The sequence below is a fragment of the Paenibacillus vini genome (assembly GCF_018403325.1).
GTDB lineage: Bacteria > Bacillota > Bacilli > Paenibacillales > Paenibacillaceae > Fontibacillus > Fontibacillus vini.
The window spans coordinates 283,646-310,325 of sequence record NZ_BOSL01000005.1; the positions used below are offsets into that span (position 1 = coordinate 283,646).

A 26,680-nucleotide genomic window follows, 5' to 3' on the forward strand; every position below is an offset into this window, starting at 1 on the left:
ATTGTACGTTTATACGTCGCATCCCTCGCGGATGCGTGGATTGAAATAATAAAGCGATTCGGGATATGACAACGTGGAGACGTCGCATCCCTCGCGGATGCGTGGATTGAAATATCATTCGTGGTCTTTTATATTGGCCGTTACCTGGTCGCATCCCTCGCGGATGCGTGGATTGAAATTGTTAATAGTAATAAGCCACTAAGATTAGGTATAGTCGCATCCCTCGCGGATGCGTGGATTGAAATCTGTGAGTATTGGTGTTCCTTCACTATCTTTAGGTCGCATCCCTCGCGGATGCGTGGATTGAAATATAGGGATCACAGTCAGACTAGTGACAGCCTTTAGGTCGCATCCCTCGCGGATGCGTGGATTGAAATAACGTCGTTGCCGTCAAATTTTGGAAGTTTACGCGTCGCATCCCTCGCGGATGCGTGGATTGAAATTCCAGTTTGAGAATGAAGGGGTTCGCATCCGAAGTCGCATCCCTCGCGGATGCGTGGATTGAAATTCCCCATCCTGACTCATGAGCTGCGACCGCCAGCGGTCGCATCCCTCGCGGATGCGTGGATTGAAATGATCCTGGCAAGAAGACCCGCAAGAAGAAACCCGTCGCATCCCTCGCGGATGCGTGGATTGAAATTATGAAAACAATTAACGAACTGGTAAACGTAGCACAGTCGCATCCCTCGCGGATGCGTGGATTGAAATGGTTCAGGTGCTGCTGGCATTGTTCCCGGAATGGCCGTCGCATCCCTCGCGGATGCGTGGATTGAAATCTGCCTGTGATTCAGAAAATTACGGAAGAAATTGGTCGCATCCCTCGCGGATGCGTGGATTGAAATAAGTAAGGCCATGCAGCAGCCGATCCCACTAGGCGTCGCATCCCTCGCGGATGCGTGGATTGAAATAACCAAGGAGTAACGGATAACCGTTGCTCTTGTTAGTCGCATCCCTCGCGGATGCGTGGATTGAAATCTGATCTAGCAGTGCTGACTGAATATAGCGCGGAGTCGCATCCCTCGCGGATGCGTGGATTGAAATATAAACGTGTCCGTCATGGTTGTTTTCTTTGAATGTCGCATCCCTCGCGGATGCGTGGATTGAAATTTGCCGATATACAACGCAGTTCTTCCGGCGCTGAGTCGCATCCCTCGCGGATGCGTGGATTGAAATACCTTTACTGTTGCCTCTCCGTGACACTTGTCGCCGTCGCATCCCTCGCGGATGCGTGGATTGAAATTCCCCTCTAAGATAAATGCCTTATACGGCCTCCGTCGCATCCCTCGCGGATGCGTGGATTGAAATAAATTCGTAATTGGTGGACGCATTCCAGAACCTCCGTCGCATCCCTCGCGGATGCGTGGATTGAAATATCTAAGCAAATGATACTGGATTTTTGCTGTGCTGTCGCATCCCTCGCGGATGCGTGGATTGAAATAGATCTGCACGATGCTCTCGCCAGGCGCTAAAGGTCGCATCCCTCGCGGATGCGTGGATTGAAATAAGAAGTGGACGAGCTTCGAAGGCACGGCCAATCCGTCGCATCCCTCGCGGATGCGTGGATTGAAATTTCTCAAAGTCCTTGGAAAGAAGCCGCGAACTGGTCGCATCCCTCGCGGATGCGTGGATTGAAATTTGAATGGGGATGGACAAATACAAGTTGTTCATTGTCGCATCCCTCGCGGATGCGTGGATTGAAATTGCTCCTGAATGGTTTATGGAAGAGTTTCCAAAAGGTCGCATCCCTCGCGGATGCGTGGATTGAAATCAAAATGAAAGAACTTCGGGAAATCAAAGGTAGAGTCGCATCCCTCGCGGATGCGTGGATTGAAATGTGACTGTGAATCCAGCGCCAACCGCTCTGGTAGCGTCGCATCCCTCGCGGATGCGTGGATTGAAATTTGTTCCAGATATTGAAAGTTTAAAATCAAAAGACAGTCGCATCCCTCGCGGATGCGTGGATTGAAATAAAATTGAAGGAACGTCATATAAGGGATGAAACGTCGCATCCCTCGCGGATGCGTGGATTGAAATCTACGTAAAATCATAAATGCTGTATTATCTTTAGTCGCATCCCTCGCGGATGCGTGGATTGAAATCATTGTCCTAGATCGTAACCTAAAGGTATTTCTGTCGCATCCCTCGCGGATGCGTGGATTGAAATAACGCCGAACATATGCTTAATGCCACCGTTTGGAGTCGCATCCCTCGCGGATGCGTGGATTGAAATGAACGAAGGAACTCGGTGGTTTTTTAACAAGACGTGTCGCATCCCTCGCGGATGCGTGGATTGAGATAAGGCTGCCGGTATTGGGCTCTCTAAACTGTTTAAGTCGCATCCCTCGCGGATGCGTGGATTGAAATCCGAGGGTAAGTGCCATAGAGTCCTTCCATATTAGGTCGCATCCCTCGCGGATGCGTGGATTGAAATCCGAGGGTAAGTGCCATAGAGTCCTCCCATATTAGGTCGCATCCCTCGCGGATGCGTGAATTGAAAATTTGCTATCGGAGTCTCAAGGGGCTTGCTACCTGTCCACCTCAACTATATTAATACTCTCCCTGTTCAGACGATTAATCTCTTTACTTTACGCATCAACTCATACCCGTCTTTACGAATAAAATTAAACCACTTCCAGAATAATGAACTGCCAATTATTCGTGAAGTGGTTTTTGAATTATATAAATATTCATAGGATAGGGGGAATGGGGCGCGCTTTAACTTGCTAATTCTAATGCAAAATGATGACATGGATTGTTCATGTTAATAAAAATCGTTGTTGGAAGGAGAAAATCTGGTTCTGTCGAATCATTTGTATAGTATGGGGAATATTGTCAGAGGTCAATAAGTCCTATACCAGTTTGTTAGGTGAATGGGAGATTAGTTTAGAATAAAGGCACGCTTTTTCATAAATAAGATCGACTTCTATGGAGGAGAGAGATGAACAACTACATTGCCCACATCCGTGAAAGCGATTATCAGGAACAGTCCGTGGAAGAACATTTGTTAGGAGTTAAAACGTTGGCGGAAGCTTTTGGAGCCAAAATGGGTGTGAGGCACATTGCTGGATTAGCGGGTATGCTGCATGATATGGGAAAGTATACTGAGAAATTCAGAAGTTACATTTTAGAGGCTGTAAATAATCCAGATGCTCCTCCAAAGCGAGGAAGCGTTGATCACTCGACTGCAGGTGGGAAACTCCTTTATAACTTATTTCACACTGGGAAAATAGACCGCTATAAAGGAATGTTGGCGGAAATTGTCGGAAACGCAATTATTTCTCACCATTCCTATCTCCATGATTATCTGAACCCTGATTTGGAATCAAAATATTTACAGCGCGTTCGAGATAAAGACGATTTGTCGGAATTTGAATGGACGGAGCAGCTATTCTTTGAACGTGTAATTAGTGAAGCTGACTTTCGGCTTTATGTAGACAAGGCTGCTGCTGAATTGGAGTCTTATTTATACCTGGAGACTACAGCGAGTTCAGAAACAAAGTTAATGTTCTTAACTAAGTTTGTCTTTAGCACTCTAATCGATGCGGATCGAACGAACACTCGAATGTTTGAAGAGAATAAAGTTGAAGAACCTTCACAAGATCATACAGCACTTTTTGCCTCCTATTATAAGAAGCTTATGGACAAGATTAATTCCTTTGCAAGCCACATCCAATCTCAAACTCCTATTAATATGCTCAGAAGTGAAATGTCTCTTCAGTGCGATAAATTTGCCGAGAGACCGTCTGGCATATATACATTATCTATTCCAACCGGCGGCGGCAAAACTCTAGCTAGTCTTAGATACGCTCTGAGACACGCCGAAATTCATGAGAAAAAGCACATCATATACATTGTTCCATACACCACGATTATTGAACAAAATGCTGCTGAAGTTCGGAAAATCCTTAGGGATGACGCCAATATTCTAGAGCACCATTCAAATGTTATTGAAGATGCTAGTGATGATGATGAACTTTCAGACGGTATGGTCAACGTTCAGCAGAAATTGAAACTTGCTAAAGATAACTGGGATTCCCCGATTATTTTTACAACGATGGTGCAGTTTTTGAATGTTTTCTATGCCAAGGGGAGCCGCAACATTCGACGTTTACATAATTTAGCTGAGTCAGTTCTGATCTTCGACGAAGTGCAAAAGGTACCCATTTCATGCGTTTCATTATTTAATGAAGCTTTGAATTTTTTGCGTACTCATGGTCATTCCAGTATCGTTCTATGCACAGCAACCCAGCCGGCACTCGACTTTGTTGAACACAAGTTAGAAATTAACACGGATGCAGAAATGATAGACAATCTGGATCATGTTGTTGATGCTTTTAAGCGTGTGGAAGTGATTGATCAAGCAACGGACGAGGGATTTAGCAATGATAAGCTCTATGACTTTATTATCGAAAAAGCCGAAGAAGTCCGAAGCATACTCGTTATTTTAAATACCAAGACGGTTGTGAAGAAGCTTTATCAGAAATTAAAAATGAACGAGCCCCATGTTCCAATTTATCATCTGAGTACGTCTATGTGCGCTTCGCATCGCAATGATCTTCTGCATGAAATACGAAGGTATTTGGAAAATAACGATCGAATCATTTGTATCAGCACGCAGTTAATTGAAGCAGGAGTAGATGTGAGTTTTGAATGTGTGATTCGATCCTTGGCCGGGCTGGATTCTATCGCACAAGCTGCAGGCAGATGCAATCGGCATGGGGAAAGGGATTTGCAGCGGGTTTATGTGATTGATCATACAGAGGAGAATCTGAAGCATTTACCGGAAATAAAAGAAGGTAAGGAAATCTCCAGGAAGATTTTAATTGATCTGAAGCAAGATCAGACTTACCACGGGGGGCATATTCTTTCTATTCAAGCTATTGAAAAGTACTTTAGAGAGTTTTACTCCAAATTCGAATCGAAATTGAATTATCCGATCGCGGAACTGGGGACGAAGATGACCCAATTACTATCCGCCAATTTAATGGATAACTCCTATTTCCAAGCTTACTATAGCAAGCATAAGGAACGGCTTCCTTTATTTTTGGCAAATAGCTACAGAACTGCTGCAGAGCATTTCAACGTGATTGATAATATGACGACCTCAGTGATCGTTCCCTATGAAGAAGGAGGCAAGAACATTATTGCGGAATTGAATGGGAATAGCGGGATAGCAGACCTCACCAAATTATTAAGAAGGGCACAGCAGTACACTATCAATTTATTCAAGTATGAACTTGATCAGTTGGATAAGAATAGTGGCTTGGAGAGCTGCTTTGAAGGCAAGGTACTGGTGCTAAAAGAGGGAGCTTATAATGACGAGTTTGGACTTGATCTTGAGAATGACAGTGGATTTGATTTGAGTATTTATTAACTGGAAAGGAGGTGAATCTATGAGGAATTCGGTAGAGTTCGAAATAACGGGGAATTACGCTCTTTTTACTGACCCGCTGACTAAACTCGGCGGAGAAAAATTGTCTTATCAAGTACCAACATATCAGGCGCTAAAAGGAATAGTCGAATCCATATACTGGAAGCCTACATTGATTATGGTCGTCGATAAGGTGCGTATTATGAACGCTATTCGTATGGAATCTAAAGGCATGCGCCCAATTGAATATGGCGGGGGAAATACACTAGCTAATTATACTTATTTGAAGGATGTCCGCTATCAAGTGACAGCACATTTTGAATTCAACATGTATCGTCCGGATTTGGCGCACGACCGTAACGAGAACAAGCATCACAATATATTCAAACGCTGTGTCCAAGCCGGGGGACGCAGAGATATTTTCCTCGGGGCGAGAGAATGTCAAGCATATGTGGAGCCGTGCGTGTTTGGCGAAGGTAAGGGCTTCTACGATAATTATGGTGATATCCATTTAGGCACCATGGTGCACGGAATTAATTACCCGGATGAAACAGGGCGGGACCAAATGGAAGTTCGTTTGTGGAGCCCGGTGATGAAGGATGGTTACATTCAATTTATTCGTCCTGAAGAATGCCCTCAGGTTCGTAAAGTTACTGAAATGAAGGCCAAGCAATTTGATGAGAACAATGTGGAGTCGATAGACGATCTATTTGCACAAATGGAAGGGGGTGAGAGTCTTTGAGCTGGTTATTGAACCTATACGAGACATATGATTCCAACCTGGATCGGGTGGGTGTCATTGAACAGAAATACAACGGTCAAGAGTATACCTTACTGCCGATTTCTCATACAACGCAAAATGCCCATATCGAAGTAGCGGTGACGGAAGAAGGGGAATTTCACTCGGCTTTTGTAATCGACAAAAGTAATACCAGTACATTAATTCCGTGTACAGAGAAGTCGGCCAGCCGGGCCGGATCGGTTATTGCGCCTTATCCACTGCATGATAAGCTGGTTTATGTGGCGGGTGATTATGCTGCATTTGCCGGCAAGGAAGGAGATCAGGAATCCTTTTTGCACTATATTAAGCAGTTGCAAGAATGGGCTGACTCACCTTATGCGACTTCGAAAGTGCGGAGTATTTTTAAATATTTAAGAAAAGGTCATCTTATTCGTGACTTGGTTGACAATAACATTTTGTTTGTAGATGCGGACGAACAGCTTATCGAGAAATGGGACAAAAAATACGAGTCATCACGCCAACCTGATAAACCACCTATATTCACCTCAGTTGCCGGTGGTCAGGAAAGCGTCTTTATCCGCTTCAATATTTATTCTCCTGGCGACACCCTTGCAACGGAAGTGTGGAAAGATCCCGAGATGTATGATTCCTTTATTCGCTTCTATCAAGAATTGCTTGGCAATGAGGATATTTGTTATGTAACGGGCTCGAAGCTGCCAAGTACGGAGCGGCATGCTAACAAGATTCGGAATGCGGCAGATAAAGCGAAATTAATCTCAGCAAATGATTCTAGCGGCTTTACATACCGAGGGAGATTTACTTCGAGCAATGAAGCTGCAAGCATCAGTTATGAAGTATCCCAAAAGGCACACAATGCACTGAAATGGCTCATTAACCGTCAAGGGAAGACCATAGATCAGCGGGTATTTCTTGTTTGGGGAAATGATGCATTGTATATACCCGATCCTACGGAGGATTCCTTTTCAATTGATCCTACACCGTATGTCGCTATCAAAAAGTCGTTTACCAATCAAGAGTTTGCGAAGGAAGTATCCAAGGCACTGGACGGTTATAAGAGCAATTTAAGTACCAAAGCGAATGTGAATATTATGATCCTTGATTCAGCGACAACCGGACGTATGGGGGTTCTATATTATCGGAATATGGATAAGAACCTGTACCTGGATAAGTTGCAGAAGTGGCATTCCACTTGTGTATGGCTGCATCGCTATCGGAAAGATGACCAGGGAGAGTTTGTGCAATTTTTTGGAGCGCCATCCACGAAGGATATTGCCTTTGCTGCATATGGACCACGGGCGAACGAGAAGATAGTTAAAGGACTTATGGAACGGATGCTGCCCTGTATCGTTGATGACGTCAAAATCCCCCAAGACATTGTAAACAGCGCTATTCATCGAGCATCTAATCCTGTATCGATGGAACGTTGGGAGTGGGAGAAGACGTTAAGTATTACATGTGCTCTGATCAATAGACAGGAGGGATTGAAGTTGGCGTTAGATACAGAAAGTAATGATCGCGACTATTTGTTTGGACGATTATTGGCTGTGGCGGATGTGTTGGAAAGACGCGCATTAGGAGAAGAGACGCGATCCAGCAATGCGATTCGGTATATGAATTCTTTTTCAATGCACCCCGAAAGAACCTGGATGACGATCCAAAGAAGCTTGCAACCTTACCAAGCCCGGTTAGGTACTAAAGCAACCTACCTATCCAGAATGATTGATGAGATTGCCTCCAAATTCAAAATTAATGAGTTCAATAATAAACCATTGTCAGGAAAGTACCTGCTTGGCTTTTATAGTCAAAGACATGAACTTTACCAAAAGAAAGAAAATAATGACGATGCAGTCACTGCATCTGCTGAGGAGTGATCAATATGTCAACCCTGGATCATAAGATTGATTTTGCTGTCGTATTGTCCGTAAAAAACGCTAATCCCAATGGAGACCCCTTGAACGGAAACCGTCCGCGTCAAAACTATGATGGGCACGGTGAAATTTCGGATGTTGCAATTAAACGGAAGATTAGAAATAGGCTGCAGGACATGGGCGAGTCTATTTTTGTCCAATCTAATGACCGTAAAGTAGATTCGTTTAGTAGTTTGAGAGAGCGTGCGGATGCGAATGCCGACCTAAACAAAATATTGAAGTCGAAATCCGCTTCAAGCGAAGAATTTGCCGATGTTGCTTGCCAAGAGTGGATCGATGTTCGCAGCTTTGGACAGGTATTTGCTTTCAAAAGTGGGGACAAAGGGGCGGGCGTTTCCGTTGGTGTAAGAGGGCCGGTATCGATTCATACGGCAACCAGTGTTGATCCGATTGATATTACGAGTATGCAAATCACCAAGAGCGTTAATTCTGAACCGGGCAAGGATCGAGGATCGGATACGATGGGGATGAAGCATCGTGTGGACTTTGGACTTTATGTTTTTTACGGGAGTATTAATACCCAACTTGCTGAGAAAACGGGGTTCACTAACGAAGACGCTGACAAGATTAAGCAAGCTTTGGTAACCCTGTTTGAAAATGACTCTTCCGCAGCGAGACCGGATGGAAGCATGGAAATTCATAAAGTGTATTGGTGGGAGCATTCCTCTAAGCTTGGTCAATATTCTTCGGCTAAGGTCCATCGTTCACTCGAGGTGAAATCGCGTGTCGAAGAACCTAAATCTATTGATGATTATTCCATTGAACTTACTGAGCTGGAAGGATTAAAGGTTGAGATCGTAGATGGCCTTTAAGGACGAAGAAGACTATTTAATGTTGTCAGGGATACAGCACTTTCAATTTTGCAAGCGACAGTGGGCACTAATTCATATAGAACAGCAATGGGAAGAGAATGTTAGAACCGTTGAAGGCCAGCATTTACATCGTAAGGTGGATCAGCCGTTTGTAAGGGAGAAGCGCGGGGATAAGCTGATTGTTCGAGCCATGCCTGTGAAATCCGATGACCTAGGGATATCAGGAATCTGTGATGTGGTTGAGTTTATTCGAGATGACCGCGGCATTGAAATTAGTGGTGCCGAGGGGAAATATCTGGCTTATCCCGTTGAATATAAGCGGGGAAAACCTAAAATGGATGACGCGGATCTGTTGCAGTTAACGGCGCAAGCCTTATGCCTGGAGGAGATGCTGCTGTGTGAAATCAACACAGGTTATATGTTCTATAATGAGATTAAGCATCGGATTGAAGTATCCCTGACGACAGAGATTAAAAGTAAAGTAAGGCTAGTTGTTTCAGAAATGCAAGATTATTATCGACGTAAATACACCCCCAAGGTGAAGACGGGTTCTTTTTGCAAGAGTTGTTCCCTTCATTCGATCTGTGTGCCGGAACTAATGAATAAACGGAGTGTCAAAAGTTATATTGAGGGGAAAGTCAGGGAATGAAAAAGTTACTGAACACGTTATTCATTACACAGCCGGATGTGTACTTATCGTTAGAAGGGGACAATGTCGTTCTTCTTAAGGAACAGGAAAAGTTGGGCAGGTTACCCCTTCATAATCTGGAATCGATCATCGCATTCGGTTATACAGGGGCAAGTCCGGCATTAATGGGATATTGTGCGGAAAGAAATATATCGATTACTTTTTTGACGATGAATGGAAGATTTCTGGCTAGAGTCATAGGTTCAAGTAAAGGAAATGTGATTTTAAGAAAAAAGCAAAGTCTTATCTCAGAAGATGAGCGACAATCTGCCAGAATTGCCCGAAATTTTATTGTCGGCAAGATTTATAACCATAAATGGATGATTGAAAGAATGACCAGAGATTATCCATTACGCATTGATGTGGCAGGTTTTAAGGAAGCATCTAAGCATTTGTCATCTATTATGGTGGACATCAGAGAATGCGAGGACTTGGAGCGGTTGAGAGGGTTAGAGGGGCAGGCTGCATTAAGTTATAATAAACTATTTGATCAAATGATATTGCAGCAAAAGGAAGATTTCTCTTTTCAATTCCGTTCCAGGAGACCTCCTATGGATCCTGTAAATGCCATGCTATCCTTTGCATACACCCTATTGGCTAATGATATGACCTCTGCATTGGAAGGGGTTGGCCTTGATGCATATATCGGATTTTTGCATCGAGACCGCCCGGGACGTGCCTCGCTTGCCTTGGATGTGATGGAAGAATTGCTTGGAATCTATGCCGACCGCTTTGTTCTGTCGTTAATCAACAAAAGGGTAGTCAGCCCCGAAGACTTTGTCTATAAAGAGAACGGTGCTGTAATTATGACAGATGATGCTCGAAAGAAATTCCTGGCTGCATGGCAGACCAAGAAGCAAGAGAAGATTACGCATCCCTTTTTAGGAGAAAAAATCTCTTGGGGGCTAGTGCCTCACGTTCAAGCTTTGTTATTGGCACGTTATTTGCGAAATGATCTGGATGAATACCCTCCATTTCTGTGGAAGTAGGTGTTGCAAGTCCATGCTGATCTTAGTTACTTATGATGTAAGCACAATGGATAGGGAAGGGCAAAGAAGACTGCGAAACGTATCAAAAATATGCCAGAATTACGGGCAACGCGTGCAAAATTCTGTGTTTGAATGTGTTGTGGATGCCACGCAATTCGCTGTGTTAAAGATGAAGCTGATTGATGTGATTGACCAGGGCGAGGATAGTCTCAGATTCTATCAACTTGGAAACAATTATAAAAATAAGGTGGAACACGTCGGCGTAAAAGAATCTTTAGATCTTGAAGGTCCCTTGATTTTGTAGTGCGAACCCCAAGCGAACATGAAATCCTTTGGGGATTCGCACCAAAAAATCGCTTCTTTTTAACTAGAATTTCAAGTAAATGTAAATTACTCCGGCTTAAAAAGTGTTTTTAGATGGGAAAGGTCGATTTTTGGTTCTGTTTTGCCCGAAAATCGGAGTCGCACCCCTTGCGGGTGCGTGGATTGAAATCGCGATCTCGGCGCGTTTTTCCGCAATGAGTGCGTCGCACCCCTTGCGGGTGCGTGGATTGAAATGTGACTTATAAGGCAGTTACGATTGCCACCACAGCGTCGCACCCCTTGCGGGTGCGTGGATTGAAATCCCAAAATGCCAATCATTAATAATGTTGCAGCAGTGTCGCACCCCTTGCGGGTGCGTGGATTGAAATACGCAGCTGGAGCGATCACATATGTGACAAAGGCGTCGCACCCCTTGCGGGTGCGTGGATTGAAATATCTCCGTACCAGTCCGTCATAACCTGGGATTCTGTCGCACCCCTTGCGGGTGCGTGGATTGAAATATGATAAAACTCCTCCTGCTGTGTTGTAATGTTTGTCGCACCCCTTGCGGGTGCGTGGATTGAAATTCGTACATGCCCGATAGAAAATACCACTGGTTAGTCGCACCCCTTGCGGGTGCGTGGATTGAAATGAAATCAATCGTGAAGAAACACGGAAACGGACCGGTCGCACCCCTTGCGGGTGCGTGGATTGAAATGCTATCTCCCCGGCTGGCCTTGTCTCGAAACACGTCGCACCCCTTGCGGGTGCGTGGATTGAAATAAATAAGTTAAAAGTTTGTGGTATAGTAGATTCGTCGCACCCCTTGCGGGTGCGTGGATTGAAATCGGCCTCCATACCGGGGGCCTAAGGTTAGGGAGTCGCACCCCTTGCGGGTGCGTGGATTGAAATAGCCTGTTAGCGCAAGGTTGCGAGCTGCTGAAGGTCGCACCCCTTGCGGGTGCGTGGATTGAAATCTGTTCAAAGGTCGCAGAATCGTTGCTGTATCGTCGCACCCCTTGCGGGTGCGTGGATTGAAATGGTGCCGCCCTCATTTGTCACGCTCGTTATATCTGGTCGCACCCCTTGCGGGTGCGTGGATTGAAATTTGCGTCAAGTAAACAATATGCCATTCAGACGTTGTCGCACCCCTTGCGGGTGCGTGGATTGAAATGAAAACATGTCGTCCGGCTTGAAGAACAGTCACCGTCGCACCCCTTGCGGGTGCGTGGATTGAAATCAGGTCACCGACCCCACTGGTAAGCTACCAACGGGTCGCACCCCTTGCGGGTGCGTGGATTGAAATTCTTCCACTTTTGTCAACCGGCCCGCTGTATAAGTCGCACCCCTTGCGGGTGCGTGGATTGAAATTTAACTCCAGATCAATTTGCCGCGGTTAAGGTCGTCGCACCCCTTGCGGGTGCGTGGATTGAAATCCCCAGGGATGTTTCCACCCCCGGACGTGGAGCGTCGCACCCCTTGCGGGTGCGTGGATTGAAATTTTCCCTGCCGTGGCCGCGCACGTGACTGGCTACGGTCGCACCCCTTGCGGGTGCGTGGATTGAAATGAAACGTGCCTTTATGTCGCGGATGAGGACGAGCGTCGCACCCCTTGCGGGTGCGTGGATTGAAATAGATAGTGATGGGTTTATGGACCGGTCGATTAAGGGTCGCACCCCTTGCGGGTGCGTGGATTGAAATCGTTAGGCTGCGAACTCAACCGGTCCGGCCGCCGTCGCACCCCTTGCGGGTGCGTGGATTGAAATTATTTCACGCTGAAAGGGTGTGGACGGGTAAACTGGTCGCACCCCTTGCGGGTGCGTGGATTGAAATCTCAATTACGTAAATTTTTCCGCGTTGCTCGACGTCGCACCCCTTGCGGGTGCGTGGATTGAAATGCGAAGAAAATGAACGTGACCGACGACGTTGCGCGTCGCACCCCTTGCGGGTGCGTGGATTGAAATGCGAAGAAAATGAACGTGACCGACGACGTTGCGCGTCGCACCCCTTGCGGGTGCGTGGATTGAAATATACCAACAGAGGACAACTTACCTTGATCCTCAGTCGCACCCCTTGCGGGTGCGTGGATTGAAATCTACTGAATCCGGTGTTGTTGTCGATCCAGACGGTGTCGCACCCCTTGCGGGTGCGTGGATTGAAATCTATTTCAATGCTGCCGCCGATAAACTGTCCGGGTCGCACCCCTTGCGGGTGCGTGGATTGAAATAGGGCAGTCAAGGTCTCCAAATGATAGGGGTATGTCGCACCCCTTGCGGGTGCGTGGATTGAAATTTTGTAGCCGTGGCTTGTTTCAAGTTGTTGACGAGTCGCACCCCTTGCGGGTGCGTGGATTGAAATACTAAGATCTGCAAAAGACAAAAAAGAGACGGTGAGTCGCACCCCTTGCGGGTGCGTGGATTGAAATGACTCGGGAATGAAGTACTGTGAAACGGTGTATTGTCGCACCCCTGCGGGTGCGTGGATTGAAATAGTCAAGATTTACGGAGATGTAGATAAGCTTTATGTCGCCCCCCTTGCGGGTGCGTGGATTGAAATTTCGGGGAGATTACAAGCGCCCGGCGAACCGCAAGTCGCACCCTTTACGGGTGTGTGGATTGAAATACCGCGATAAATAGCGTTTTAATCAGCGCGGCGTGGTCGTACCCTAGCGGGTGTGTGGATTGAAAAAATTTATCATGAACCCTGGAGATGCCATTCAATCCACGCACCTCATACAGGTGCGTGGATTGAAATTTTCATCTCTTTTACTTCTCCTCTAAACTTGATAGTCGCGTCCCTCGCGGGCCACCTACTGAAACACCTCACTTAGATATACTATATTTTCCAATCCTCTATCCGTGCCCACCGCCTTAACCCAACCCCTCCGTATGTTATAATAGATTACTAGGCTCGCAACCGGAGGAAGCTCATGAACAAGACGATTGGAATTTTAGCGCATGTGGATGCGGGGAAGACCACTTTCTCGGAGCAGCTGCTCTACTATACAAAGAGTATTAAACAGCGGGGGCGCGTCGACCACCAGGATGCCTTTCTGGACAGCCATCAAATCGAGCGGCAACGGGGGATTACGGTGTTTGCCGATCAGGGACGATTTTCGTATGGGAATGACGAGTATTATCTGATCGATACGCCGGGACATATCGACTTCTCTCCAGAGACGGAACGGGCGATTCAAGCGATGGATATGGCGATCATTATTGTTAGCGCCGTGGAGGGCATCGAAGGCCAGACGGAAACGGTCTGGGAGCTGCTCAGAAAACATCGGATTCCCTGTTTCTTCTTCATTAATAAGACGGACCGAGTCGGGGCGGACGTCCCTCGGGTGGTTCAGGACATTCGAGCCAATTTCTCCTCGGATCTTTGCAATTTGACGGATGGGTTTGCCGAGGATGGCGGAATGAGCGAAGAGTGGATTGATTTCGTTGCCGAACGTGACGAGGCTCTGCTGGAGTATTATCTGGAGAAAGGCTACGACAGAGAGATGTGGCTGAATGCGATGCGGCGCCTGATTCAGAAGAATCAGGCATATTCCTATGCTTACGGCTCCGCGCTGCAAGGAATCGGGATCGAAAGCTTCCTGCACAAGCTTCATCTGCTAACGGAAACCGATTATTCAAACGAAGGCCCGTTTGCGGGTCGTGTCTACCGTATACGCTATGATGATCATGGTACCCGAATCACTTTCATCAAAGCTTTATGCGGAACCTTGAGCGTAAGGGATAACTTGAAGTATGGGGATGCGGATCGACCCGTCACCGAAAAAATTACGCAAATCCGGAAATACAACGGGCGTGAGTTTATGCCGGTTGACCGGGTGCAGGCAGGCGAGCTGTTTGCTGTCACCGGTTTATCCATGGCCGCCGTCGGGGATGGCATAGGGGAATTACAGGAAAAAGCGGTATACGAAATGGTGCCCACTTTAAAGTCCAAGGTTATTTTCGAGCCCGGGATCCATGTTAAAGAGGCGCTTGCCTATTTTAAAATACTCGATGCGGAAGATCCTTCGCTGAATGTGATCTGGGACGATAGACTGCAGGAAATCCAGCTTCATGTGATGGGGAAGATCCAGCTTGAAGTGTTGGAACAGCTAATCTATGAGCGCTTTAAACTCAAGGTGAAATTTGACCGTCCGGAAATACTGTATAAGGAAACGATCGACACCCAGGTGAACGGTTACGGCCATTTTGAACCGCTGGGGCACTATGCCGAGGTGCATCTGCAGTTACGGCCAGGCGAGCGGAATTCGGGGATTACGTTAAAAAATGTCTGTCATGCCGATGATTTGTCCGTCGGGAATCAGAACCTGATCCGTCACCACCTGTTTGAACGGGAGCATCACGGTCTGCTGACCGGCTCGCCGCTAACCGATGTCGAGATCACCTTGTTGACCGGAAGAGCCCATAATAAGCATACGACGGGCGGAGACTTCAGAGAGGCTTCGTACAGAGCGTTGCGTCAGGGATTGGAGCAATCGTCCAACGTCCTGCTAGAGCCATATTACCAGTTTAAAATCAAAGTGGACCTCGAACAGATCGGCCGCGTCATCTCGGATATCGGGCAGGCCAACGGCAGACTGGATGCTCCCCGAAATGAGGGGGAGAAGGCTATTTTGACGGGAACCGTGCCGGTAGCTACATTTATGGATTACAATAGCCAGCTAGCTTCCTTTACTCATGGAAAAGGCGTGCTTAGTCTGACTTTTGCCGGATATGACCGATGCCATAATGAGCAGGAGATCATTGAAAGAATCGGTTATAACAAAGATGCCGATCCTGAATATACTTCCTCTTCGATCTTTTGCGCCAAGGGTCAAGGATATACGGTGGGGTGGAAAGAAGCCGAAGGGAATATGCACGCTTTATAATTTCGGTTACGACTTAATATTTAAAAAAAGGAGTTTATAATGACAAACGATTTTGAAGAAATGTTGGAGCAAACGAATATACAGTACGCAATCGTCGGCGAGGTGAACCCGTCTTTAAAAGAAACCCTGAAGGGTTTAACCAAGACGCGGACGGCATCGCTTGCCAGAGCATATCAAGTACCCGGCCGATCGAAAATGAAACAAGCCGAGCTGGCCAAGGCGGTTCAGGAGTATATCACGAACCCCGCTCAACTGGAGTCGATTCTCCTCATTCTGGATGCTGCGGAATGGGCAGTGTTTGAGGCGGCTTATGGTGATTCTTTCGTGCAGGACAACTACCTCCCGTACGGGTATTACCGGCTCATGCTGGAGCTAGGGATCGTGTTTACTTACTTTAATGAAGGTAAGCTGTACCTGGTGATGCCTGATGAAGTGAAGGAAGTATTTACGAAATTAAATACGCCGGAGTTTGCGAAAAAACGCAGTAAAATGGCGCTGGTATTCGACTATCTGCTTGCTTTGTCCAACTTGTATGGAATTTATACGCCGGACAAGCTTCTTGAAATATACAATGGGCAAAATGCCTCCGACCCTCTTGAACAAGAGGAATTGGATGAAATCATCAAGCAGTTTTTGCAAAGGGAACAGAATTTTGTTCTGGAAGAAGGATATCTGATTAATGTGGGGCTGGTCTACAACAGCGAGGAAGGGGAATTGCAGTCATTGCTGCAGGAAATTCAAGGAAAACCGCATTATGTTCCGGATAAGACGGAATTGCTGAAATACGCGGATGACGGTTACTTTGAAATGACTCCCCAGCTTGTCTCGTTAAAAGCCTATGTCCTGGATCGGATGAGCGATGACGAGGAAATGGTTGATGCGCTGGTGGATGACATTCAGCTTGCCTGTTCCATGAATGCGCCGCTGGATCAGCTGATTTATGAATTCGAAAGACGGGATCTGGTGTTTGAAAACCCGAAGGAAGCGGAGCGGGTAATCGGCTTGATCGTCGAAATAAGCAACCATACAAGAACTTGGGCCAACTGCGGACATACCCTAGATGAACTGGGTGCTTCCAAGCTGGTGTCGGGCCAGAAAGCGGGAGGGGCCAACGCTCCGGTTCAATCGGCAAAAGTCGGCCGGAATGAACCGTGCCCATGCGGCAGCGGATTGAAGTATAAGAAGTGCTGCGGCAAATAAGGGGGCTATGGACAAAAAGCGTAAATGTCCACCTGGATGGTGGACGTTTACGCTTGACCCAGTCCCTCGGATACTAGTTTGAGCAGGTTATCCGGAATTTTGAACTTCTCGTTGTTGATCAGCAATTGAAGATCATTGCCGGGTTCGGATTGTTGGGCCAGCTTGATTTCTTCCATCTCCTGTTGGAGCTGCTCCATTTTCAAATCCAGTTCATAGGCGGTGTCGGCCGCGACTTTTAAATCTTTGAGCAAACGCTCAGGTACAGCCTCGTTGTATTTATAGAAAATCTTATGCTCCAGGCTTGCCCAGAAATCCATGGCGATCGTCCGGATTTGGACTTCAACGCACATCAGTTCCTCGCCATCGGACATGAATACCGGAACTTCAACCAGAAGGTGAAGGCTTTTATAGCCGTTTGCCTTCGGTTTTTTTATATAATCTTTAACGGACAGAATATTCAAGTCCTTTTGGCTTTGCAGCATCTGGCTGATCCGATATATGTCCGATATAAACGAACAAGTTATTCGAATGCCGGCGATATCTTTAATATTGTTCTTGATGTCTGTAAGCGAGGTCGCGCCGCCTTTGCGATACAGCTTTTTCATGATGCTTTCCGGAGACTTCAATCTGGATTTCGTATGCTCGATCGGATTGTAATCGTGAAGCAGCTGAAATTCTTCCTGTAAAATTTCGATTTTCGTTTCGACTTCCTGCAGGGCAAATTTATACATCATCATGAAGCGGGTCAGATTTTTTTGAATTACTTTCATCTGTTCGATGGGATTGTGTGTCATGTTTACCGTCCTTCTGGTGCAAAAGAGTATGGAAAGCGTATGTCCTTCTATTATAGCCTATTTCCGATTCCGCTTTCCAACTGTCTTAAAAGAGTTAGTTAGAACGGCTTCATGTTCAGCGTGTCGACCTTCTCGCTGGAAATATCGACGCCCATTCTCTGCGTAATCTCCCGGTAATGGCCTGCGCGGCGTTTAACCGGGCTGCCTTCGACCTCGCCCAAATTGGCTTCGAGGCCGTTCAGGACCATAATAGTGGTGCCAAAGCCGGGACTGCCGAGGCCCTTCAGCCTCTCGTCCGCGTTCGGCTTCCATCTGCCGACCATCACGTCATGGGCCGAAGGCTTCGGAGCTTGCGGGGTCATCCAGAACAGGATGGCCGTCATATAGCCGATTTTTCCATCGGCCGCTACTATTTCCGGATTGTTGAGCAGGACGCTTTTATCCCCATAAATAATGGAACTGAATAATCCATAGTTAAAGTTCCAGCTCAGCATGATCGGCCCGCGGCCGTAATATCGTTTGTCGGTGGTCCCCGGGAACAGTTCGGCGGTGCCCGGATCGACGAACGCATCCATGTTGGCGCCGGTCCGGCCCGCTATGTTCTCGTTCCAGAACAGGCCCCAGCGCAGTGGACCGCCCGGTGCTGCATCCCAGCCGCCGCCGGTTTCATGCGACAGGTTGGCAAGAAACGCGGCCAGCTCCCGTTTGCGGTTCTTTTTGAAGCCTTCTTTCAGGAAGGTTCCGCAGTCGACAATCACGGACTCGATCGGTTTCAGCTTATTCTCGGCCGAATTGAAATCGGCGGAGCGAAGGACCAGCGTCTCGACCTTGGCCTCTTTGTCCAGCCTATGTATTTCCTGGGCGGAGGTCCAGGTCCCGGTTCGGGTGCTGATCTTTATTTTCAGGTTAGAAACTTCAGCTACGGCATTCATGAGATTGTCATATGAAAAATAATCGGTTTGATCCTCTTTGAAGTACTCTTTTCCTTTTGCCACTTTGAACCATTCCTCGGAGCCTAACCGATAGGGGAACAATTCCTCAAAATCTTTCTCCGACAAAAGGGCCTTTACGGCTTCGATCGCTTTATCGGGCGAATAGTCGGGATCGATGCCGTCCCATTCCCGGAAAATATCTTTACGCTGCAAGAGACGGTGTTCACCGACGAGTAGTGAACTGCCCTGATACTGGACAGGACTAAGGACAGGGGGCTTTTCATTTGGGTGCGGCGGGGCGGGCTTCGAAGCTCCTTCCAGGGCGAATGCGGACAGGGGAGCCGCAAGCAAGGCGGTGCCTAAAGCGATAGGTAGACTGCGGCGCAGTACCTTGGTCATAACAGGGGACTTTCGATCGGACATACACATTCTCCTTTTCCGTGGGTTGATAACGCTTCCATATTACTTAGGCGTTTTTTCGATGTATATAGGTAGTGCTGCCCACGGGAAAAAGACCAACGGCTTTCCGGCGAAAAAAAAATCCCATGCCGCTGATCAAGGAGGACCAACAGCAGGGGATAAGATGTTGAAATAAGAGAGGTGCGGTCGGATCTTTGCGGCCCTCCTCCCCGAGGTCTGGATCTGTAATACCATCGGAAGAATGCGGAATATAGGAATAAAGCCGCTGGGATAAATTTATCTTATTGATCATTGCGACGGCGGCAATCCTTCTTTTTGAAGCCTGTACCAATGGGTGTAGACTTCGGTATAGCCAATTTTGGCGTACAGCGACCTTGCGGGCCCATTATTGGCGACTACGGCCAGGTAGCTGTCCGTTGCCCCGTTGGCTTGACCCCACTGAAGCAGATGCAATATCATCTGTTCCCCGAAGCCTTGATTTCTGTAAGCGGCATCCGTAACGATGTTATACAGTCCGATAAACCCTCGCTCAATTACCCCCAGGCCGCAGGCGACCGCTTGTCCGTTATGATACAGCAAAATAAAGCCTTTCCGGGTTCGGATGTGAGATAGCATCCGTACCATCGTGTCCATTTTTCCCGCCGAAGCCTGATCCATTTTGCTGTATTGCTCCAGCCATTCCTCATCCGCATGCTCCAGGATTTTGACGGTATTGAGCAGGGGTTCCGCAAGGCGGTCCAGCTTCAGGGTTTGAATGCTGGTGATGTCGATCATCTCGTAGCCTCTTTGTTCCAGAGCAGTGTCCAGATCGGCGGGATGAATGAACGGCGTGATTTTAAAGATGGCGGGCAGCTGATTGGCAGCGTAAACTTTTTCGCATTCCTCGATCTTCTGATTCATATCCAGCGTAGATCCGAACAGAGGGCTGACCGAGTTGGACCGCTTGGTGACTCCTTCCGCAAAACGCAGTATCCATCCGTCATAGAGCAGGGTGGTTAAGGCGGGCCAATTGTTTAGCGCCAGCTCTTCAATCAATTTATGATCCATACTGTTCGACATCTCCTATGAATGGAATAGTTTATTTCGGATAATTATACATATTAGTGAATATATATTCAACATATATTCAACATATATTCACTATGTTTATTTTATTGTATGAACTTTCAATCAGCCTTGGTTTTGAAATCCTGATATAATAAACGGGTTGGTATTTTTAAAAAGAAGAAGGTACTGGATCACGATGAAAAAAATAGACCGAATGCAGGTGGAGGCCGAGCTCCGGAAATTTGCCGGAGGACCAGCCTTTATTCACAGTGAAGCTACATCGTATGTATTCGTCCGCAATTTCAAGGTTGAAGTAACGGATGCTTTTATTGCAGGAGAAGGGAATGGCCCTTACCGGGCAGCACTCCGCTTTGACGGACACGGCTGGCTTCGTATGGAGTCGCTCACCCATTACGAAATCGACGACCAGGGGCGTTTGCTGCTGGCCGGATTTGACGACAGGGGACGCATGGACGTAGCTCTCCATTTGGGAAAGGAGCCTTTTCCCGAATGAACAATATGAATCGTAACACAGCTCGGAAGCTGCTTGCCGTATTTGCACACCCCGATGATGAGACGTTTATTTGCGGCGGGACCTTGGCCAAATATGCGGCGGAAGGTGCCGATATTACGCTGGTAAGCGCGACGCGGGGAGAAATGGGACGGCGGATGGGCAATCCGCCATATCTTAACCGGGAGACCATCGCAGCCGCCAGGGAACACGAATTGCGCGAAGCTTGCGACTGCCTCGGGATTCGTGAACTAATTTTCCTGGATATTCGCGACAAGACCGTGGAATTCACGGATGAAGAAAGCTTGACCGCGCGGATCGAAGACTTAATTCGTGACATCAATCCCGATGCGGTATTGACCTTCCATGAACGATTGGGCGGCCATCCCGATCATTGCGCGATCGGCAAAGCGACAAAGGCGGCGTTTAGCCGGGCCGGGCGCAAGGACGGACTTTATTATATTTCGTTCGGAGACATGATGGCGGTTCCGGAACGATTTGGCTATACCCGCAGCGATATCGTTAAAATCAACGTGTCGGAGCATTTGGAGGCCAAGCTGGCCGCATTTCGGGCCCACCGCTGTCAATCCGAGATCGATGAATGGGTATGGCTCCCGGATGCTGAGGCCCTTGCACGGTTCGGCATGCATGAGTACTTTATAAAAACGGAGCTAGCGGCTCCCCTCGTGAATGACGACGATTTGTTTCAGTCAGAAGATAGCGGCGCGGTATTTGCCTTCGAAAGTTAATTAGGATAGAAGCCGAGCTTAGCTAAGCTAAGCTAAGCTAAGCTTAAGCCCTTATGCAACCTGTTGGTTGTGTGAGGTCTTTTTGCGTGGAGCAGGTCGGGGAGATGAGGCTAGGTTATGCTAACGTCCTTCCCGGGCGGACTTTTTGACGTATTAGCTTGACGAGGCATATACCCTGTTTGTCCACTTTTAGGCGGACATTTTGGTGATTTGTCCGTTTAGGAAGGACGGATAATTATTAGACAATCTTCTAGGGATAAGTTGAAAGATAGGATCATGTCGTAATTTGTTATATTATGTAACTATAATCTTTTAATATAAATTTTGTAAAATATTTGAGGTTTTTATATTGAATTATAGAATAGAAATAGGACAGCAACTTTAGTAGATGACACACCTAAAATACCAAGAATAGGGAGATGAGAGTTTGAGTAGGAGTATAAACAGAAAATTATTTGCCGGAATATTAAGTTTCATTTTGGCCTTCACCTTGCTTCTTCCTGCAGCGGGAGCGCAAGAGGGCGGTCCGCCTGGAGAAGAAAGCAATGGGTTAAGTCAAGTCATATCAAGACTGAACCCGGATGCCGTAACGCTTGATTCGGTAAAGCTCGATCCAAGCACTTTGCTGCAAGGAAAGCAAAAACAGTCTTTTAGCAAGTCCTCAAAGAAGGGTCTCTCCAACCAAGGTTTGACACTCGAACAGCAAGACCCCTCATTAACATCTACGTTTGAACCTCAAAATTTTGTACCACTTTCAGATAGCAACGAACAAATCTCCGTCATCGTGGAACTTCAAGAAGAACCCGTGAAAGTATTTGAAGCCGGACAGCTTCAAAGTAAGTCGCGTTCTTTTTCGGTATCATCCCATCAATTAAAAGTAAATTCGGAGCAACAAAATTTTAAAAAGAACGTGACGAGCAAATTGAATGCCGATATTGGCCGTCAATATTCTGAAATCTTTAATGGATTTTCGTTGACGATTGCGGCCAACCAAGTGGAGGAGCTGCTCGCGCTCCCTGGGGTCAAAGCTGTTTATCCCAACAACACGGTGTATGCGACTGCGGAATCGGATGCTACCGTCGTAATGCCGGAAGGCAGTGTTCCATTCATCGGGAGCGAATCGTTCTGGAATGAGGGAGTGAAGGGCAGCGGAATTAAAGTCGGTGTTATCGACACCGGGGTTGCCAATGACCATCCCGATTTGGAAGCCTCAATTCCAACAGGTAACTGGGGATACGACTTCGTAAACGACGATAATGAGCCTTATGAAACGACAAGGGAAGATTATCTGAAGGCAAAAGCATTGAATCCGAAAATCAACGAATACCATCCTGTAACCGGGAAGCCGTACTGGACTTCGCACGGTTCCCACGTCTCCGGGATTATTGCCGGTCGTGGGGAAGGTACCGGCACTCAAGATGGAATTATGGGATTAGCACCGGAAGCGGAGATCTATGCCTATAAAGTACTTGGACCTTACGGCAGCGGCTCTACGGAAGACGTAATGGCAGGCATCGAAAAAGCTGTAGAAGATGGTGTTGATGTAATCAATCTATCGCTCGGCTCGGACACGAATAATGAGCGGTCGGCGGATTCCATTGCTGTCAACAATGCCGTAAAGGCAGGCGTTATTGCGGTTGTATCCAGCGGGAACAGCGGACCCGGCGAAGCTACCGTTTCTGACCCGGGTACAGCGGAACTGGCAATTACAGTAGGGGCATCCAAGCCTCCATTAAACACACCGATATTGAAGGTTTCCGGTAAAAACGACGAATTTCTAATGGATACCTTCGACAAGTCCAAAGGAATCGAAGACTTAACGGAAGCATATGGACTCGTGGAGGTCGGACTGGGGACAGAAGCCGATTATGCCGGTAAAGATCTAACGGGGAAAATTGCATTTATCAAACGCGGGGAAATTTCATTTGTTGAAAAGGCCGAGAATGCGATTAAGTCAGGCGCTGCGGCTGCAATTATATATAATAATGCTCCTGAAGCTTTGGAGAGCGGTACACTCGGAAGTGTAGAGATTACGATTCCGATCTATGCACTTTCCGGCGATGATGGCGAGCGGGTCAAGTCGCAACTCCAATCCAATCCATCACTGAAGGTTTCATTTGGAGCCAAGATCGAACAGGATATTATGGCCGGTTTCAGTTCGCGCGGTCCATCTCTCCCTTCATTGGATATCAAACCGGACATTTCCGCTCCTGGTATTGGCATTCGTTCTAGTGTACCGGAGTATGAAGGTTGGTATGAAGCGCAGAACGGTACAAGTATGGCAGCTCCGCATATTGCTGGTGTTGCTGCTCTGTTGAAGCAGAGATACTCCAATTTAAGCCAATATGAAATCAAGGCTTTGATGATGAATAATACCGTGAAGCTCAATGACCGTACGGGTAAACAATATACACATATGGATCAGGGAGCAGGCCGTGTTGCACTCGATAAGGTGTTGGAAGCGAAAGCGGTAGCCATGACCGAGGAAAATACCGTTTTTGTGGAAGGGAATCCGGAGACTTATTATACAGGTAGCCTGTCGTTCGGTTACGTCAATTACGGTTCAACAGTGGAGCGTACTATTATTGTAAAAGATATAGTTGGGGAAGCATCAACGTACTCGATCGAGGCCAAGTGGTATGGAGATTCTTCAATTGGGCTATCTCCTTCAGTTGATCAAATAGCAATCCAGGCTAATGGACAGGCTTCTTTGACAGTTACGTTGGAAGTACCAAGCACGGGAAAAGAAGCTTATTACGAAGGTGAATTAATTTTAACGGAGACTGGAAGCGGTCATGTAATTCAAATGCCGATAGCAATTTCCGTCGGCGAGTTTGATGTAGTCACGGATTTAATGATCATTCCGGATATTTTCTCACCTAACGGGGATGGAGAGCTGGATGCCACCGATATTTCGTTTACGGTGAATGAATACACTCCATACTTCTCGTTGGAAGTATACAGCGCAGATGGGGTTTGGGTAGATACTGTAGTAGAAGAATTGAATGGAATTGATATCGGAAGCTATAACTTGAAAGGATATAAGAATTCGGATCTAGGGGATGGCATGTATTTAGTAATACCATGGGTAGGCATTTCTTTAGATAGAGCTGTTCCTCTTGAGAAGCAAGCAGTTCCGTTTATAATGGACACCCAAGCCCCGATCTCTAAACTTAGTGACCCAGATCTTACTTTGAACGAATTAGATATGACGGGGATGATTTCCGGTCAGGTTACCGAGGATCTGCTAATTGATTTGCTGGTTCCTTTGGGATATGAAATCGGTCAGGTTATTGGTGTTACGGCAAAAAACAACAAGAATTCAATGCAGTTCGATGGTACTTTTGATGCTGAAGGCAAGTTCAGTATTGAGGTTCCTATTTATCCGGGAGAGAATTCTTATGAAGTGTTTGTCTACGATTTGGCAGGCAACGGGCTAGCCAACCCAATTTCTATCGCCGACTATACATTGGAAGATTTTGTAGCCCCAATAGTGGAATCAGACCAGGTATTTCCAAACGAAGAGTTTCCGCTGAGTGTGAGTTTTGCGGTTACCGAAGCCGTGTATTCCGCTAAATTCGATTTGCTGTATAACAACCAAGTAGAGCTTATTTCAATGACGCCGAGTGCAGAATTTAGGAATCATCAAGCATTAAATAATTCATCTGTACCGCTCACGGTGTCGGACGCTGTGTACGGGTACGATGAAAACACGAATAGATATGAGTACTTTATCAGTTTGAATGATACGGATGGATATTCTGGAAGCGGCTCTCTGGCGACTTTGACCTTTATCGGCAACACCCTTGGGCAATATGAATTCCAGCTTGCCAATTTGAAACTGTTGGATCGCGAGGGTAATGAAGTCGCAATTCAATCGACTCGTAGCGCTCTAGTTACGATCCAAGAGCAATCGGTTCTTAACGTCACCCCTCAAACCGTCTCCATTCAGAAGGGTACCGACAAGCAACTGACGGTCACTTACAAAGGACCGGACGGCAAGGTCTCGGATGTAACGGGAACGGCGCAATATAAGGTAGCCGATACGAGTGTAGCTTCGGCAGTAAAGGGACTGGTAAGCGGCAAGAAGGTTGGCCGTACTGCTGTGGAAGTGAGTTACAAGGGATTGACTCAAACCGTGGAAGTCACTGTTACGGAGGTTACGAATCCTGGTGGCGGTGACGGAGGTAACGGTGGAAGCAACGGTGGAGGCAGCGGTGGTGGCGGAGGCGGCGTAACGGCTCCTACAATTCCTACTCCGAAACCGGAGACTCCATCGGTAAACGGAGCCGTTAAAACGGCGATCAAGCCGAATGAGTCTGCAACGGTTAAGTTACCGAACGGGTTGACGCTGACACTGCCGGCGGGGGCTGTTGGTTCGGCGGAAGCGGCTTTTGTGCAAGTGACTCCTGCAACCGAAGACGCTACTAAGGAGTTATTGGCCGGTCTGAAACTCGGGTCGTCCATCAAACCGCTGGGTCAGTACTATGACTTTTCCATTCTGGATAAGGACGGCAAACCGCTGGAAGGACTTAGTTTCAGCAAGCCTGTGGAGCTGAGTATCCCGGTAAGCGCACTTGCCGCAGGGCAATTAAACGGTGAAAAAATCAGCCTGTTTAAGATCGGTGACAAAGGACAGCTTACCCAGCGTCCGGGACGCTTGATCGACGGCAAAATTGTTGTCACTCTGAACAGCTTCAGCCGGTATATGTATATGGCTAAGGACATCTCGTTTAAGGATGTGACAAGCTCGAACTATGCCTGGGCTGTGAACGAAATTGAAGTGCTTGCTTCCAAGGACATCGTTACCGGCCAAGGCGCGGAGACATTTGCACCAGGGTCCCAAGTAACCAGAGCCGAATTCGTTGCGCTTCTTATCCGGGTCCTGGAGCTGGAGAAGGAGAAGGCCGGCGAAGCCCGGTTCAATGACGTGAAGGAAGGAAGCTGGTATTACGAGGACGTGCAAACCGCGGTTGCAAAAGGATTCGTAAGCGGATATGATAACCTGAACTTCGCACCGGATCAACAAATTACACGCGCGGAAATGGCGGTTATTTTGTCCAGAGTGCTGGAGTACTTAGGCAAAACAGGGTCAGCCGATGGGCAGCAGTCCGGATTTGCCGACGGCGGCAGCATTCAGGAATGGGCTAAGAAAGCTGTATCCCAGGTGGCAGAGCTTGGACTGATGCAAGGCAAAGGCGAAAACCGGTTCGAAGCGGAGTCCTTTACGACTCGTGCGGAAGCAGCCGTGGTGGTGTATCGGATCTTTAAGACGTATACCAAGTAAA

At 47.2% G+C, this 26,680-nt stretch carries 15 protein-coding genes and 2 CRISPR repeat arrays (1 of these 17 only partly in view); of the genes, 12 read left to right on the top strand and 3 right to left on the bottom strand.

The window, feature by feature from the left end:
* Window positions 1-2,498: direct repeats of the CRISPR family, unit length 32 nt; unit sequence GTCGCATCCCTCGCGGATGCGTGGATTGAAAT; it begins 512 nt to the left of the window's first position.
* A 440-nt stretch (window positions 2,499-2,938) separates the two neighbouring features.
* The 9 genes from cas3 to KJS57_RS10385 all read left to right on the top strand — a co-directional run bounded on the left by cas3 (window position 2,939) and on the right by KJS57_RS10385 (window position 16,939).
* Window positions 2,939-5,374, top strand: a complete 2,436-nt coding sequence (cas3, locus tag KJS57_RS10345) for a CRISPR-associated helicase Cas3' (RefSeq protein WP_213654713.1) — start codon at window positions 2,939-2,941, stop codon at window positions 5,372-5,374.
* A gap of 19 nt (window positions 5,375-5,393) precedes the next feature.
* Window positions 5,394-6,113 carry a type I-C CRISPR-associated protein Cas5c gene (gene cas5c / locus KJS57_RS10350; protein ID WP_213654714.1) on the top strand — a complete coding sequence of 240 codons (720 nt, stop codon included), beginning with the start codon at window positions 5,394-5,396 and terminating at the stop codon, window positions 6,111-6,113.
* Complete coding sequence (gene cas8c, locus KJS57_RS10355; protein WP_213654715.1) at window positions 6,110-8,005, top strand: type I-C CRISPR-associated protein Cas8c/Csd1; 1,896 nt, start codon at window positions 6,110-6,112, stop codon at window positions 8,003-8,005. Before cas5c ends, cas8c begins: the two co-directional genes overlap by 4 nt.
* A gap of 5 nt (window positions 8,006-8,010) precedes the next feature.
* Complete coding sequence (gene cas7c / locus KJS57_RS10360; RefSeq protein WP_213654716.1) at window positions 8,011-8,874, top strand: type I-C CRISPR-associated protein Cas7/Csd2; 864 nt, start codon at window positions 8,011-8,013, stop codon at window positions 8,872-8,874.
* Entirely contained in the window at window positions 8,864-9,523 is a 660-nt protein-coding gene (cas4, locus tag KJS57_RS10365) for a CRISPR-associated protein Cas4 (RefSeq protein WP_213654717.1), read from the top strand. Before cas7c ends, cas4 begins: the two co-directional genes overlap by 11 nt.
* The gene (gene cas1c, locus KJS57_RS10370; RefSeq protein WP_213654718.1) at window positions 9,520-10,551 is read left to right on the top strand and encodes a type I-C CRISPR-associated endonuclease Cas1c; all 1,032 of its coding nucleotides are present in this window, start codon (window positions 9,520-9,522) and stop codon (window positions 10,549-10,551) included. The genes cas4 and cas1c overlap by 4 nt, the downstream gene beginning before the upstream one ends.
* Window positions 10,552-10,564: 13 nt before the next feature.
* Window positions 10,565-10,855, top strand: coding sequence for a CRISPR-associated endonuclease Cas2 (cas2, locus tag KJS57_RS10375; protein ID WP_213654719.1), 291 nt, complete (start codon window positions 10,565-10,567; stop codon window positions 10,853-10,855).
* A 157-nt stretch (window positions 10,856-11,012) separates the two neighbouring features.
* A CRISPR array of direct repeats spans window positions 11,013-13,280; the repeat unit is 32 nt; unit sequence GTCGCACCCCTTGCGGGTGCGTGGATTGAAAT.
* A gap of 503 nt (window positions 13,281-13,783) precedes the next feature.
* A complete protein-coding gene (locus KJS57_RS10380) occupies window positions 13,784-15,739 on the top strand; it encodes an elongation factor G (protein WP_213654720.1) in 1,956 nt (651 codons plus the stop codon).
* Between the two features lie 39 nt (window positions 15,740-15,778).
* On the top strand, window positions 15,779-16,939 hold the full coding sequence (locus KJS57_RS10385) for a YecA family protein (protein ID WP_213654721.1): 1,161 nt from the start codon (window positions 15,779-15,781) through the stop codon (window positions 16,937-16,939).
* 47 nt (window positions 16,940-16,986) lie between these two features.
* Here KJS57_RS10385 and KJS57_RS10390 read toward each other — a convergent pair whose 3' ends face one another.
* From KJS57_RS10390 to KJS57_RS10400, 3 genes are all read right to left on the bottom strand, one after another.
* Window positions 16,987-17,733 (bottom strand): GTP pyrophosphokinase, encoded by a 747-nt coding sequence (locus tag KJS57_RS10390; RefSeq protein WP_213654722.1) that lies wholly within the window; start codon window positions 17,731-17,733, stop codon window positions 16,987-16,989.
* Between the two features lie 98 nt (window positions 17,734-17,831).
* On the bottom strand, window positions 17,832-19,088 hold the full coding sequence (locus KJS57_RS10395) for a chitinase (RefSeq protein ID WP_213654723.1): 1,257 nt from the start codon (window positions 19,086-19,088) through the stop codon (window positions 17,832-17,834).
* Window positions 19,089-19,373: 285 nt separating this feature from the next.
* A complete protein-coding gene (locus KJS57_RS10400) occupies window positions 19,374-20,132 on the bottom strand; it encodes a GNAT family N-acetyltransferase (protein ID WP_244861478.1) in 759 nt (252 codons plus the stop codon).
* Between the two features lie 196 nt (window positions 20,133-20,328).
* On the opposite strand from KJS57_RS10400, the gene KJS57_RS10405 reads away from it, so the two are divergent.
* The 3 genes from KJS57_RS10405 to KJS57_RS10415 all read left to right on the top strand — a co-directional run bounded on the left by KJS57_RS10405 (window position 20,329) and on the right by KJS57_RS10415 (window position 26,679).
* Window positions 20,329-20,646: a DUF1806 family protein gene (locus KJS57_RS10405; protein ID WP_211022840.1), complete on the top strand. Its 318-nt coding sequence runs from the start codon at window positions 20,329-20,331 to the stop codon at window positions 20,644-20,646.
* Window positions 20,643-21,392: a PIG-L family deacetylase gene (locus tag KJS57_RS10410; protein WP_213654725.1), complete on the top strand. Its 750-nt coding sequence runs from the start codon at window positions 20,643-20,645 to the stop codon at window positions 21,390-21,392. Before KJS57_RS10405 ends, KJS57_RS10410 begins: the two co-directional genes overlap by 4 nt.
* Before the next feature lie 427 nt (window positions 21,393-21,819).
* On the top strand, window positions 21,820-26,679 hold the full coding sequence (locus KJS57_RS10415) for a S8 family serine peptidase (RefSeq protein ID WP_213654726.1): 4,860 nt from the start codon (window positions 21,820-21,822) through the stop codon (window positions 26,677-26,679).
* Window position 26,680 lies beyond the last annotated feature (1 nt).